This window comes from Acidobacteriota bacterium (assembly GCA_009691245.1).
GTDB lineage: Bacteria > Acidobacteriota > Terriglobia > 2-12-FULL-54-10 > 2-12-FULL-54-10 > SHUM01.
This window is the reverse complement of record SHUM01000015.1, coordinates 49,293-62,177: the sequence shown is the minus strand read 5'-3', so window position 1 is coordinate 62,177 and position 12,885 is coordinate 49,293. Positions and strand designations below refer to the sequence as shown.

Genomic DNA, 12,885 nt, shown 5'->3' with positions numbered 1-12,885 from the left:
AACGACCGAAACAGAATCTTCGGATCGTGCTTACTCAGCACCTTCGTGATCGCCGCCGTCAACGTCGTCTTCCCGTGATCAATGTGCCCAATCGTCCCGATATTTAAATGCGGTTTCGATCGGTCAAATTTCTCCTTCGCCATCGCTGCCCTCTCAGTTTGATCTCGAACTGTAGTTGTTTAGTTGCGCGAGCCAGAAGCCCTAACTCTATCTCAAATGTTATTTTTCGACTGTACGCCCCTGTAGCTTGGCGATCACTTCTTCGGCGATGGAGGCCGGAGCCTCTTCATAGCGTCCGAAGTGCATGGTGTAGCTGGCGCGGCCCTGCGTGCGCGAGCGAAGGTCCGTGGCATAACCGAACATAGCGGCCAGCGGCACGAATGATTTAATGATCTGTGTGCCGGCGCGCTCCTCAATGCCATCAATGCGGCCGCGGCGGCTGTTCAGATCGCCGATGACCTCACCCATATAATCCGTCGGAACGACCACTTCCACGCTCATCACGGGTTCCAGCAGCACCGGCTTGGCACGTCTCACGCATTCCTTAAAGCCCATCGAACCAGCGATCTTAAACGCCATTTCCGAGGAGTCCACATCGTGGTAGCTGCCATCCAGCAGCGTTACGCGCACATCGACCATCTCGAAGCCAGCGAGCACGCCGCCTTCCATCGCTTCCTTGATGCCTTCTTCAATCGGCTTGATATATTCCTTAGGAATCGATCCGCCAAAAACTTTATTGACAAACTCAAAGCCCTTGCCGGGTTCCATCGGCTCGACAGACAATTTGCAGTGGCCGTACTGACCACGTCCGCCGGTCTGACGGATGTACTTGCCTTCGGCCTCGGCCGACTTGCGAATCGTTTCACGATACGCCACCATCGGCTTGCCGACTGTGGCGGCCACGTTGAACTCGCGCATCATGCGGTCCACGATGATCTCAAGATGCAACTCGCCCATACCGGAGAGCAATGTCTGCGCCGTGTCGGGATCGGTGTGAACCTTGAACGTGGGATCTTCCTGCGCCAGCTTGCTGAGCGCCACGCCCATCTTGTCCTGATCGGCCTTGGTCTTGGGCTCAACGGAAACCGAAATCACCGGCGTCGGGAAATCAATGTTTTCGAGAACAACAGGTAGAGCCACATCGCAGATGGTATCGCCCGTAGTTACGTTTTTCAGTCCCACCGCAGCGGCAATGTCGCCCGAGTACACCTCATCAATATCTTCGCGTTTGTTGGCGTGCATTTTCAGCAGACGCCCGACACGTTCCTTCTTGTTGCGTGTGGCGTTCAACACGCCCGTGCCGACTTTCAAGACTCCGGAATATACGCGCAGGAAGGAAAGCTGCCCCACAAAGGGGTCGGTCATAATTTTGAAAACCAATGCCGCGAACGGCTCACTGTCATTTGCCTTGCGCTCGGCGGGCTTGCCGTCCATGTCAACGCAGGTGATCGGAGGAATATCCAGTGGCGATGGCAGGAAGTCGATCACGGCGTCGAGCAGCGGCTGCACACCCTTATTCTTGAACGCGGTACCCGCAACAACCGGCACCACTTTCAAGGAGATGGTAGCGCGACGCAGACCGGCGCGCAGTTCACTTTCGCTGATTTCTTCTCCACCCAGATACTTTTCCATCAGAGCATCGTCGTGCTCGCTGATCGTCTCCACCATGAAGTCGCGCGCAGCCTTGGCCGCTACCAGCAACTCGGCGGGAATCTCACCGACTTCAAATTCAGCGCCCAGGGTTTCGCTGCTGAAAATGACCGCCTTCATTTTGAACAGATCCACCGCGCCTTGGTAATAATCTTCCTTGCCGATGGGCAGTTGAATCGGAACAGGCTTCGCATTCAGCCGCGTGCGCAGGGTCTCGACGCTACGATCGAAATCCGCGCCAACACGATCCATTTTATTGATGAAACAGATGCGCGGCACGCCGTACTTATCGGCCTGGCGCCATACGGTTTCTGACTGTGGCTGCACACCGGCCACCGCATCAAACACGGCGACTGCGCCATCGAGCACGCGCAGCGAACGCTCCACTTCCGCCGTGAAGTCCACGTGGCCGGGCGTATCAATAATGTTGACGCGAATATCGCGCCAGAAACAGGTCGTGGCAGCGGAGGTGATGGTGATGCCACGCTCCTGCTCCTGTGCCATGTAGTCCATGGTCGCGGTGCCGTCATGCACCTCACCGATGCGGTGGGTGATTCCGGTATAGAAGAGGATGCGCTCAGTGGTAGTGGTCTTACCAGCATCAATGTGCGCCATGATGCCGATGTTGCGCGTCTTCTCTAATGGGTGCGAGCGTGGCATAAAATTTCGGTTCCGGCTCCGGGGGTGGTGCTAGCGGGAAATACTCCTTGCAAAATTAGATTGCTGCTATCCGATTCGCGCTCGTACGTATTGCTCAACTGCGATTTAGACTGGTTCAGAAAGCGCATATGGCAACCGACCGGCACGGCCTCAGCTCGCGCCTGCGATCTAATTCGAACTGAAAAAAGTTACCAGCGATAATGCGCAAACGCGCGGTTCGCGTCGGCCATGCGGTGGGTATCTTCCTTCTTCTTTACGGCAGAACCCTTGTTATTGAAGGCATCGAGCAACTCTCCAGCGAGCTTATCGATCATGCCTTTTTCGCTGCGCGCGCGGGCAAAGCTGATCAGCCAACGAATGCCCAGGCTGACGCGGCGGTCCGGCCCGACCTCCACCGGAATCTGGTAGTTGGCACCGCCGACGCGGCGGGTTTTAACTTCCATCACCGGCTTGATGTTCTCAAGCGCCTTCTTGAATACGGTGAGCGCATCGGTCTGCGCCTTCACCTCAACCTGCTTCATCGCCGTATAGAAAATGTTTTCCGCGGCGGATTTTTCGCCGCCGTACATCAGCGAATTGATAAACTTCACAACCAGATCCGATTTGTATACGCCGTCTGGATTGATTACGCGGCGCGCTATGTGTCCCTTACGAGGCATTCTAGAGACTTGCTCCCCTCCGGGCCGCGGGATCTTTGCCCGCAAGCCGAACTCAAAAACCGTATTGCTAAATCCCCAATTGCTCCGTGCTAATTTTCAAATGAAGCCGAGCGAAAAATCTGCATTGCAAATCTTCACCGTCTGAACCGACGCACAGCCTGCTTAGGACGACTTGGGCTTTTTGGCTCCGTACTTGGAGCGGCCCTGCTTGCGATTGGCGACGCCGGCCGTGTCCAGTGTGCCGCGGATAATGTGATAGCGCACGCCGGGAAGATCCTTCACGCGACCGCCGCGGATCAGCACAATCGAGTGCTCCTGCAGGTTGTGTCCCACGCCTGGAATGTACGCCGTTACCTCAATGCCGTTGGTCAGCCGTACGCGCGCCACTTTGCGCAACGCGGAGTTCGGCTTCTTCGGCGTCGTGGTATAAACGCGCGTGCAGACGCCGCGCTTCTGCGGACACGATTGCAACGCCGGGCTCGCGGTGCGGACGCGCATCCGCTTGCGGCCTGATTTCACTAATTGATTAAATGTGGGCACGTACGATTCCCTCTCTCACAAAACTCTTCGTCGCCAGTCCTCAGTTCACGATTCCACCGGCCTCTCCGTTCAATACACCGGAGGAAACACGCCTTCGCTCCCCATAGGCATCGCTATGGCAAGGAGCAAGAGGACTGCGGAACCTTCTAAGGATAGCAGATGGAAGTAGGCACGTCAACGCTTAACTATTGAAATGATTAAACTATCCTGTGAGATAGCTGGGACCTAAACATCCGTTGCTCGATCTGGGACATGAGCTAAGGTCTGGGGAAAGGTCCGCTGGTGTTGGGGAAACTTGTTCCGCGACCGAGCGACCCGCCGGTCTGCGGCGCTGGAGTCGGCAGCGGCGCGCCGTATGGAGCGGGCTGAAAATCAAGTTCAGAGAGCGCGAAGCGCAGCTCGCGATCGAGCTGCATCTCGAGCGACGTGCCGCGCAACAGTTGCACCTCGTTGCCTCGCGTCAGCAGCACCCCGATCATGCCCGCCGCCGCGCCACCTACGCCCCCAACAAGTGTGCCGAGGGCATTGTCATTGTATACCCCGCCGATAATTGCCCCTGTGCTGGCGGTCCCTGCAATAGTCTTTGCATCGTCGGCCTTGCTCGAGTCGCCTTCGATCTTCCCTTCCTTCTCGGAGAGATTCGGCTGCGAGCCGTCCACCGCGCTGACTGTGCCGCGGAAGTCGCGCTGCACGCCGTTGCGCAGCATCAGCGTGTCAAAGCGCACATAGATTTCCCCGCGCCCCTTCACGCGACCGGGCCGCTTCACTTCGGTGATCGTACCGGTAACGTAGCTGCCTTCGGGAATCACGATGCGCCCGCTTTCGGCGATGGGGAACGCGGTCTGCAAATAGACGCGGTCGCCAGGCTGCGCGTTCTTGGTGCTGACGCTGTTGACCAATACCAATGGGATGCGCGTGCGCGTCGGCACGGCGATCACCGCGTCAACTGGCGCAGCGCTGGGTGGCGCAGTGCTCGCAGGCAGCGTGGACGACTGCGCCGGCGCGGCAGCCTCTTGCGCCGATGCGCTGGCACCAACTGCGGCCATCACCATGGTGAGTACCAGCAACACCATTCGCGCATTCCTTATCATTGCGTGCATACACACCTCCTGCGGACATATAGAAGTAGTATAAACCCTTGGCCGCGAAAAAGGTTTCGACAGAATCGGATCAGGCAATTGCACGCGCGCAGCAGGGGATAGCTGGTGCAATGCTATAATGCCTATCTTTGTGGAGTGCGGCAGGAAGCGCTGCTGGAACGCCGTCCGGCGAGGAGCTGGCGCCAGTGCCGATCGCTCAGAGGCCTATGAATAAAGGGTAACGATGACTCCTGAACAAGAAGCAGTGCTGGAAGCCAACAAGAACTTTTACCGCGCCGCGCAGTCGCTCAGCCTGGAGCAGATGGACGCTGTGTGGGTGCAGGACGACGCGGCGCGCTGTGTCCATCCTGGATGGGAGTTGATCGAGGGCTGGGAAGCGATCCGCGAAAGCTGGCAGAGGATATTCGAAAACACGCGCTTCCTGCGCCTCTCCGTAAGCCTGCAAACGGTGCGCGTGGAGGAGTCGGTGGCCTGGGTCTGCTGCGTGGAGAAAATATCCTCCGCCGCCGATGGCTCGTTCGAGAACGCGCTGGTGCAATCCACCAACCTCTTCGTGCAGCGCGACGGCAACTGGTATCTGGTGCACCATCACGCCTCGCATCTTCCGGCCAGCAGAGAGAATGCGGCGGCCGAGATGGTGCAGTAGGGATCGAGGCTGAGGAGGCACGAGGCAGAGGAAGCAAAGGACAAGCACCTGCTGCATTTTGGGGCATACGTGCTACACGGTCTATTTATGGGCCTTTGAACGCACCGCGCAGGAGAACATTATGGCTCACCAACACTCGCCGCGCTTCCTAAAGATCGTCGAGGACGCCCAATCGCGCGTCGCCGAAATCACCGCGCCGGAGCTGGCCACGCGTCTCGATAGCAGCCACACTCAGGCTTTGATCGACGTGCGCGAGGCGAGCGAGTTCGCCGCCGGACACATTCCCACTGCACAACATTTGTGCAAAGGCATCATCGAGCGCGACATTGAGACGCTCGTGCCGGACCCCGCCACCGAGATCATTCTCTACTGCGGCGGCGGGTACCGCTCGGCGCTCGCCGCGGACAACCTCCAGAAGATGGGCTACCGCCGCGTCCTCTCACTCGCCGGCGGCTGGCGCACATGGACCGAGTCCGGCCTGCCCACCGAGCAACCAAAATCATCCCAATAACCGGTCGCCAAGTCCGCGCGATCACGCCCAAGATTCCATCCCAAAAATTATGCCGCGCGGCGCAAGATGTTCACCAAATATTCGCCTGACTTCTGGCTGACTTCAGGCTGACAGATTCGCGGAATATGCGGTTGTGCCCAAAGTGCACACTTTCACAGGATATTCCAACCTGACCACTAATGGGGCGCGGTCTAGCCAACCTGTCGTTTCCCAAATTCCGCCGCCGTCACCACTCGTGTTCGCCGGAGCTTCGCCCCGCCGCACATACTTACTACCGGCTTACTACCCGGCCTCCCCACCCTGCGCTCCGAAAAATTCCGCAAATTGCGCATCTTTGGAAAATTTCGCGCCTTAGTATGGATATAGGGTGATCCTCGGTGAAACCCCACCGACTCGTTGCCAAGCCCAAAATTTTCCAGAAAATCCAAATCACCCAAATTTTCCAAAGAATCTCGGTACGCGCATTTCTGTTTCAATAAAATTTGAAAAACTCGAAAAATCTTTTCAATTTTGCGTAGTTGTATGTAGCGCCGCCAGCCTTAAAGATTGAAATCCGCCCACACCAGATGATGATCCGAGGCTTCGTCAGCCGATTTCTTTACGGTATCGAATGATTCCCACAAGTTTGGGTGATACGCCCCCCGCCGCTCAATCCCGACATCCTGCAACTTGGCTTGCAGCTTGGGCGACAGAATCAGGTAGTCCAGCTTCTGTGTCTTAAGGCCGGTCCCATAGGTTCCTGGCCGATCCGTTGGATAGTTCGGATGGTTGATTACATCGGCAAAGCCGTCCGTAAACAGCGCGGCCAAGGGGACGCTATCGGGAACGTCATTGAGGTCTCCGCCCACCACGACCAGATCAGAGCGCGAGAGCGCCACAACAGCGATGGCGTGAGCCCGCTCAGCCTGAGCTTTCCTGCGATTGATGGAGGCCTGATTGTCTCCATTCCGTTTTGACTTAAAGTGATTCGGCAGAATCACCATGCGCTTGCCGCCCGGAAGATCAATATCGTATTCGGGACAGTCGCGTGAGAACACCTCCCCTCCAGCCGGTGTGGCATCATCCACATGCGAGCGCATCTGGACAATGGGAAAGCGGCTGGCGATTCCCACATCAATTCCGCGATCATCGTTGCCGTCAATCACCATGAAGTGCGGGTATGCGCTTTGAAATTCAACATCGAGCACCTGTTTGCAAAATCGCTTCAGCGTCGGGCGATTTTCCACTTCAACGAGGATGAGAATATCGGCATGCGCTTCGGAGATCACGCGTCCCGTGTTGTAAGTTGCTTCCCACCTGACATCGTCCCGCCTCAGCTCAAACCATCCTGTCCAATCGCCTCGGCCATTGGCGACGACCTCCAGCGGGCCATTCTGTGGCTTGCGGAATAGTTTCCCGCGAATTTTCTGCAACTGGACGAAGGCATTGACTGGTGGACTGAGCACATGAAACTTGTAACGATTCGACAGTGTAATCAGCCGCGCATTGTCATTCGCCGTATAGACTTCCTTGGCAACAATGCCGTTCAGCACCGCATGATCTTCGATGGCCTGACGGCCAACCGCGTCGCTATTTTCATTCATTGCCGTCGGACGTGTGAACAGGTTCTCCAAGTTAAACGTCGCAATGCGCAACATAAGCTACCTCCCTCACAATGGTTCTTCAGCGCGATCATACTCCATCTCAACCCGGGTTGCGTCTGGTAATTCGGGAACAGGCGGAACGGCTCTCATTCACGTGTTTGGCATCGCCCAGCCGGGTGCTAGACTCTACCGTTAGACCGGAATGAAATTCCATTAGGGGATTGAGATCATGAAAAAATCGACCGCTGGCGATCGCTCATCGGACGCGAAACGCAATCTCGTTGCGATGACGGTGGACGAATATCTCGCTGGCGTGCCGGAGCCCGCGCGCGGCACGTTGCAGAAGATTCGCGCGGCGATCAAGTCCGTGGCGCCGTAGGAGACGACCGAGGGCATCAGCTACCGCATACCGTTGTACAAATATAAAGGGATATTGGTGGCGTTCGCCGCGTTCACCAACCATTGCAGTTTATTCGGGATGAGCACGACAATCATGAGGACGCTCGCAAAAGAACTGAAGGACTATCCCACATCCAAAGGCGGCACGATCCACTTCCCGCTGGACAAGCCCCTGCCCGCCGCTCTGGTGAAGAAGCTGGTGAAGGCACGCATCGCGGAGAACGAGCAGAAGAAGCGGCGTTGATTGCGGATCTTCTCCGAGCCGCGACAGTGATGGAGCGGCCACCATATTGATGAACGCGATTCGGTGATGGAATGAAAAACCCAAACCACTGACCGGGACGGTTCGTGCGGCCGGGACGTGGCCGTGCCAGCGAGCATCATGGCCACTCCAGCGAGCATCATGGCCACTCCATCACTGTCGCGGCTCGGAGAAGTTGCTTCTTTCCCTTTACAACAGGGTGTGAGCAAGGAATAATGGCCTGCGTTCGCGCAATATGCCGAGTGAAATGACTCACTAAAAACCATGAATGCTAACGCAGACCAGGGCCAAGCGGGTGAGGCGCAACCCTTCCAGGGGTTGCTCGAAACTGAAGGCCGCGAATACAGCAATTGGGGATTGAGCTACGCGACGAAGCCGGCCGTCTATGCGGAGCCTTTAAGCTACGCTGACGTGCAGGCCGTGGTGCGTGATGCGGAGCGGTTTCCATCGCCGGTGAATCCGGTGGGCGCGCTGCTCTCGGTTACCTCCACTTTCGTCAATGATGAAGGAACCATGCTGTGTACGCGCAAGCTGGATGAAGTCCTGGGCCTCGAGCACGATGCCACGGGGCGTCAGGTGGTCCGCGTGCAGGCGGGGTGTCGGCTCAAGAAGCTGAACCTGTGGCTCCAGGCGCGTGGCGTGGAAATCGCGTTTCAGGCGGAGATCGGAGAAGCCACCGTGGGCTCCGTCGCCGTCGGCGATACCAAGGAATCGTCGCTGGATGCCCCCGGCTACTTCTCCGCGCATGTCGTCGCCCTGACCTATGTCGATGAGCACGGCGACCTGCGCACGCTGTCTGACCATAAAGACGGCGCGGCATTCCATGAGTTCAAATGCTCGTTCGGACTTTCCGGCATTGTGGTCGAGTGCCAGCTTGAGGTGCGTCCGGCCACACTCTGCCGCTCGGACATCTCGCTGGTGCCCGCGGACTCGCCGGAGAATCTTGCCGCCGCTCTGCTGCGCATGCGCGAGGAGTGCGACGCTTTCTTCGCCATCGTGATTCTGCAACACCTGCTGAGTTTCTGCGATCAGCGCTTCAAGGCGGGGCCTGGCGCCGCCACTCCCGCCGCGTCGCAGCCGGTGTGCGATGAATATCGACTCGCCAAGCGCCTGGTCATCCAGCACGGCATGGACGGCGTCCCGTTGCCGCCGCAGCCCAAGGGGCTGGTCTATTCGCGCCATGATTTCGTGAATGAATACTGGCGGCCGTCGCCCGGGGAGCGTCGTCTTGATTTTCAGTATTACGAACACGACCTCGGGCAACTCACCCGCGTCATCGTGGAAAGCTACAAACTCACCAAGGCGTTTTAGGAACGCACGGGATTCGCGCCCAAGGGCTGGGCGGCCTATTTTGTTCACCGCCCCGAGAAGGCGCGGAAGACTTTCGGAATTTATTCGAGCGGACCGGGCGTGTCGTTTTCGTTTGATCCTTGCTGCTCGAACCCGACGGACCCGCTATGGCACCAATTCGCTCAAGAGTATAACCAGGTGGCGATTCACACGCTGGGCGGAAACGCCTCGCCCATTCAAACCCAATGGCTCCAGCCCGGCGACGTAAAAATCCCCAGCAAGCTGGCGCGCCCGCGCTTCACCACCAAATTCTACAAGCCGTTTCTGGTTTGAGTGAAAACACTACGCCGGCCTTACCAGCGGGGGCAGCGCGGCGGCGTACTTGCCGGCGAAGAGGTTGTTGAACTCTTTCAGCATTTGATCGTGCAGCAGGCCGTTCGAGGCCATCACGGCGTTGCTCTGCATGGTGTGCGGCGCGCCGGTCGAGTCGGACACGCGGCCGCCCGCTTCCGCGACCAGCAGCTTGCCCGCGGCCACGTCCCAGGGGTGCAGGTTGAACTCCCAGAACGCATCGAGGCGGCCTGCGGCGACGTAGGCCAGGTCCGTTGCCGCCGAGCCGGGGCGGCGCACGCCGTGCGAGTTCATGTTGAACTGGTGATAGAAATGGATGTTGGGATTCTGGTGCCGCCGCTGACTGGGGAAGCCCGTGGCCACCAGCGCCTCTGCGAGCCGCGCGATGGACGACACGCGCATGGGCTTGCCGTTCAGCGTAGCGCCCTGCCCCTTCTCGGCGGCGAACATTTCATTGCGCGTGGGATCGTAGACGACGCCCAGCACCATCTCGTCGTCCTTCTTGAGACCCATCGACACGGCGAAGACCGGAAAGCTGTGCGCGAAGTTGGTGGTGCCGTCCAGCGGATCAATGTACCAGGTGTAGCCCGCCGCGTAACCCGAGGCCCGTTCATAGCCGCCGCCTTCCTCGGCGATCACGGAGTGCTCGGGAAACTTCTCGCGCAGTTGCGAGATGATGTACTTCTCCGACGTGCGGTCGGCCTCGGTGACAATGTCCACGTCGCCCTTGTACTCGACGCGCACGCGCCGCTCGAAGAACTCCATCAGTATCGCGCCCGCCGCGCGGGCAATGTCGCAGGTAGTACTCAGCATTTCGCTCATGGATGATTAATAATCCGTTCCGTTAGAATTTTTAGATTGAGAATGTCACCGCGCCCATCTCCGCAACCATCACATCCTCTCAACCCCGTACATCCCCGCAGGGGATGCAGAGTGTAGCCGGGGGCATTCGCCCCCGGTGACCACGTTCCAATAATCCACCGACCCTGAAGGGGTCGTACAAACTGTGCGTCCTCCGTTGCCGCTCGATCTGTACGACCCTTTCAGGGTCGTCGCGCTTTGGAGGCATCAAGTCCGGGGGCGGTGCCCCCGGCTGTCCTATGGATCCCCAGCGGGGATCGGTACGGTTTGCCGTGGGCATTCGCATTAGTTCCGCAAACATTTGCGCTGCTGCCGTGGGCATTCGCGTTGGTATACGCCGGAGCGAAACACCCACGGCACCCAAATCGTGCCGTGGTAGCCTGCGCGCTGTCGTACACCGCGTTACTTCTCCAGCATGTACTTGATGTCATGCTTGAAAATAAATTTGTTGGACGCGCCTTGCGGCGTCAGGCGGATGAAGCGCTGGTCATAGTATTCGATAGTGCCGGAGTGCGTCTCGCCGTTGCGCAGATGCACCTCGATGGACGCGCGCGCCTCCACCAGCGTCTTCAGGTAATCGGCCTCGATGGGGCCGCTGAGCGTTTCGTCGATTTCCGGCTCCTCGGCATCGAAGTTGCGCCGCGGCCTGCTGGGACCGCCACGCTCCGGACCGCCGCGCCCAAGGCCACCGCGTCCAGGGCCACTGCGACGCGGACTCGGCCTGCCTGTGCCGGGACGCCGCGGACCGCCGTGCTGCGGACCACCAGGTCCTCGCGGGCCGCCCGATGATTGACGATGCGCGCCCGGAGCGCGCGGGTCCGGGCCGAATTGGCTTTGTGAAGGCGCTGCCGGGCTGTGCTGGGCAGGCCGAGGCCGGCCAGTCCCCTGCGCTCCTTCGCCCTGCGAACTGGGACGGCGCGGGCCGCGCGAGCCCCCCCCCCCCCCGGGGCATCGAAGACATCGGTGGTCGTCGTTCGTTAAACATGATTTCCTCTTTCGAGAATCTATCCAAAAATACCAGTGAGTTGTCATTCCGAGCGGAGCGAGGAATCTGCTTTAGCTTTCACTGCAAAGGTTAACAGCAGATTCTTCGCTCCGCTCGGAATGACAACCAGCACAAAATTTTCAGCAAGCTGTTAGGAGGCGGGCGCGCCCAGCCGCTCACCCTCCACCCACACGGCGCCGTCGCGGAAGTATTCCTTCTTCCAGATCGGCACGATCTTCTTCAATTGGTCAATGGCGGCGCGGCAGGCCGTGAACGCCGCCGGGCGATGCGGCGCGGCGACCACGATCACCACGCTGGCCTCGCCAATCTCCAGCCGCCCCAGCCGATGCACCATGCCGATGCGCCCAATGGGATGCTCGGCGACGAGCGCGGCGCAAATCTCGCGCATCTTTTCGAGCGCCATCGGCTCGTAGCCTTCGTATTCCATATACAGCGTCTCGCGCTCCACGCGCGTGGCTTCATTCGGAGGCGGCAGCGGCATCTTCGAGTTGTTGCGCACGATGCCCGCGAAGGTTACGACTGCGCCGTCAGTGGGGCGCGCCACCTCAGCCTCCAGCGCGCGCACGTCAATCGGCTCGCGCGTGATGCGAACGACCCAGCGCCTTTCCTCCGCGCCCTCTGTGGTTAAATTCCGGCCTTCGACCCCGCCGCTCACCGGCGGCAATAGCGCCACTTCATCGCCGTCTTCCAGCCGCTGCCGCGCGTCCACAAACTCACGGTTGCGCGAGAACTTCAGGCTGGAGCGATGCCGCGCGAGGCCTGGATATTTCGCTTCCATTGCAGCGTAAAGCTGCGCCAGGTCTGCACCCGCGTCGAGTTGGACGTGCTGCTCGGCGCAGCCAATAACGTCCTTGAGAATCCCGAAGAATAGCACACGAATCTGCATAGAGAAGGAATACCACGCGGCGAAACTCCATTGTATCCTCAATTGATGCCACCGACTATGCCACCGACTACGCCGACGCCGACTCGTCCGCCCTCACCCCCTTTGCGCCTGCGCGACCTGCTGCGCCGCCAATGGAAGACTTTTGTCGCCGTGCTCGGCGGCAACTTCATTTACTTCGCGTTGCTCTACCGCTGGCTGCCGCCGCACGCGCGGCACCGCCGCAATCAGATTGACCTGGGCCTGTTGATCGACTTCTGGCTCTGCGTATTCATCTACGGTGTGCTGGTCTTCCGCTTCCGAAGAAAGAAAGAGCATTAACCGCGGAGGACGCAAAGGTGCACAGAGAAACCCTTTTAGTGGTTCGTGAATCTAACATTCTTGCGTTCGCTCTGTGTCTGAGTGCCTCGGTGGCCGATCCGCCAACGCGATTTGGATGTGATACATTGGACGATTAGCACCACCTTTTTACCCAGCATCTTGA

Annotated in this window: 13 protein-coding genes and 1 pseudogene; 5 read left to right on the top strand and 9 right to left on the bottom strand. The window is 58.8% G+C overall.

Features of this window, described 5'->3' with window-relative positions; all coding sequences use genetic code 11:
* The 5 genes from tuf to EXQ56_05630 all read right to left on the bottom strand — a co-directional run.
* On the bottom strand, positions 1 to 143 hold a 143-nt coding region (gene tuf, locus EXQ56_05650; GenBank protein ID MSO19939.1), incomplete at its 3' end, for an elongation factor Tu.
* Between the two features lie 76 nt (positions 144 to 219).
* Positions 220 to 2,310 carry an elongation factor G gene (gene fusA, locus EXQ56_05645; protein ID MSO19938.1) on the bottom strand — a complete coding sequence of 697 codons (2,091 nt, stop codon included), beginning with the start codon at positions 2,308 to 2,310 and terminating at the stop codon, positions 220 to 222.
* Positions 2,311 to 2,498: 188 nt separating this feature from the next.
* Positions 2,499 to 2,969, bottom strand: a complete 471-nt coding sequence (locus EXQ56_05640) for a 30S ribosomal protein S7 (GenBank protein MSO19937.1) — start codon at positions 2,967 to 2,969, stop codon at positions 2,499 to 2,501.
* A gap of 162 nt (positions 2,970 to 3,131) precedes the next feature.
* Entirely contained in the window at positions 3,132 to 3,509 is a 378-nt protein-coding gene (locus EXQ56_05635; protein MSO19936.1) for a 30S ribosomal protein S12, read from the bottom strand.
* A 257-nt stretch (positions 3,510 to 3,766) separates the two neighbouring features.
* On the bottom strand, positions 3,767 to 4,609 hold the full coding sequence (locus EXQ56_05630) for a hypothetical protein (GenBank protein MSO19935.1): 843 nt from the start codon (positions 4,607 to 4,609) through the stop codon (positions 3,767 to 3,769).
* A 223-nt stretch (positions 4,610 to 4,832) separates the two neighbouring features.
* Between EXQ56_05630 and EXQ56_05625 the strand changes: the two genes are divergently transcribed.
* Positions 4,833 to 5,255 carry a DUF4440 domain-containing protein gene (locus tag EXQ56_05625; protein MSO19934.1) on the top strand — a complete coding sequence of 141 codons (423 nt, stop codon included), beginning with the start codon at positions 4,833 to 4,835 and terminating at the stop codon, positions 5,253 to 5,255.
* 121 nt (positions 5,256 to 5,376) lie between these two features.
* Positions 5,377 to 5,766: a sulfurtransferase gene (locus EXQ56_05620; protein ID MSO19933.1), complete on the top strand. Its 390-nt coding sequence runs from the start codon at positions 5,377 to 5,379 to the stop codon at positions 5,764 to 5,766.
* 539 nt (positions 5,767 to 6,305) lie between these two features.
* On the opposite strand, the gene EXQ56_05615 is transcribed toward EXQ56_05620, so the two are convergent.
* Positions 6,306 to 7,403: an endonuclease/exonuclease/phosphatase family protein gene (locus EXQ56_05615; GenBank protein MSO19932.1), complete on the bottom strand. Its 1,098-nt coding sequence runs from the start codon at positions 7,401 to 7,403 to the stop codon at positions 6,306 to 6,308.
* Between the two features lie 232 nt (positions 7,404 to 7,635).
* Between EXQ56_05615 and EXQ56_05610 the strand changes: the two are divergent.
* Both EXQ56_05610 and EXQ56_05605 read left to right on the top strand, forming a co-directional pair.
* Positions 7,636 to 7,992 (top strand): annotated as a pseudogene (locus tag EXQ56_05610) (DUF1801 domain-containing protein).
* Between the two features lie 282 nt (positions 7,993 to 8,274).
* Complete coding sequence (locus tag EXQ56_05605; protein MSO19931.1) at positions 8,275 to 9,321, top strand: FAD-binding oxidoreductase; 1,047 nt, start codon at positions 8,275 to 8,277, stop codon at positions 9,319 to 9,321.
* A 321-nt stretch (positions 9,322 to 9,642) separates the two neighbouring features.
* Here the strand turns inward: EXQ56_05605 and EXQ56_05600 are convergent, their stop codons facing one another.
* The 3 genes from EXQ56_05600 to EXQ56_05590 form a co-directional block, all read right to left on the bottom strand.
* The gene (locus tag EXQ56_05600) at positions 9,643 to 10,473 is read right to left on the bottom strand and encodes an inositol monophosphatase (GenBank protein MSO19930.1); all 831 of its coding nucleotides are present in this window, start codon (positions 10,471 to 10,473) and stop codon (positions 9,643 to 9,645) included.
* Between the two features lie 441 nt (positions 10,474 to 10,914).
* Complete coding sequence (locus EXQ56_05595) at positions 10,915 to 11,544, bottom strand: hypothetical protein (protein ID MSO19929.1); 630 nt, start codon at positions 11,542 to 11,544, stop codon at positions 10,915 to 10,917.
* 104 nt (positions 11,545 to 11,648) lie between these two features.
* Positions 11,649 to 12,404 carry a hypothetical protein gene (locus EXQ56_05590; protein MSO19928.1) on the bottom strand — a complete coding sequence of 252 codons (756 nt, stop codon included), beginning with the start codon at positions 12,402 to 12,404 and terminating at the stop codon, positions 11,649 to 11,651.
* A 57-nt stretch (positions 12,405 to 12,461) separates the two neighbouring features.
* On the opposite strand from EXQ56_05590, the gene EXQ56_05585 reads away from it, so the two are divergent.
* Positions 12,462 to 12,722 carry a hypothetical protein gene (locus tag EXQ56_05585; GenBank protein ID MSO19927.1) on the top strand — a complete coding sequence of 87 codons (261 nt, stop codon included), beginning with the start codon at positions 12,462 to 12,464 and terminating at the stop codon, positions 12,720 to 12,722.
* Positions 12,723 to 12,885: the final 163 nt, after the last annotated feature.

What these genes read in the sequence shown, in the direction of transcription:
- EXQ56_05600 (MSO19930.1), bottom strand. Translation starts at nt 10,473, where the DNA reads ATGAGCGAAATGCTGAGTACTACCTGCGACATTGCCCGCGCGGCGGGC.
- fusA (MSO19938.1), bottom strand. Translation starts at nt 2,310, where the DNA reads ATGCCACGCTCGCACCCATTAGAGAAGACGCGCAACATCGGCATCATG.
- EXQ56_05590 (MSO19928.1), bottom strand. Translation starts at nt 12,404, where the DNA reads ATGCAGATTCGTGTGCTATTCTTCGGGATTCTCAAGGACGTTATTGGC.
- EXQ56_05640 (MSO19937.1), bottom strand. Translation starts at nt 2,969, where the DNA reads ATGCCTCGTAAGGGACACATAGCGCGCCGCGTAATCAATCCAGACGGC.
- EXQ56_05605 (MSO19931.1), top strand. Translation starts at nt 8,275, where the DNA reads ATGAATGCTAACGCAGACCAGGGCCAAGCGGGTGAGGCGCAACCCTTC.
- EXQ56_05585 (MSO19927.1), top strand. Translation starts at nt 12,462, where the DNA reads ATGCCACCGACTACGCCGACGCCGACTCGTCCGCCCTCACCCCCTTTG.
- EXQ56_05630 (MSO19935.1), bottom strand. Translation starts at nt 4,609, where the DNA reads ATGCACGCAATGATAAGGAATGCGCGAATGGTGTTGCTGGTACTCACC.
- EXQ56_05615 (MSO19932.1), bottom strand. Translation starts at nt 7,403, where the DNA reads ATGTTGCGCATTGCGACGTTTAACTTGGAGAACCTGTTCACACGTCCG.
- EXQ56_05625 (MSO19934.1), top strand. Translation starts at nt 4,833, where the DNA reads ATGACTCCTGAACAAGAAGCAGTGCTGGAAGCCAACAAGAACTTTTAC.
- EXQ56_05595 (MSO19929.1), bottom strand. Translation starts at nt 11,544, where the DNA reads ATGACAACTCACTGGTATTTTTGGATAGATTCTCGAAAGAGGAAATCA.
- EXQ56_05620 (MSO19933.1), top strand. Translation starts at nt 5,377, where the DNA reads ATGGCTCACCAACACTCGCCGCGCTTCCTAAAGATCGTCGAGGACGCC.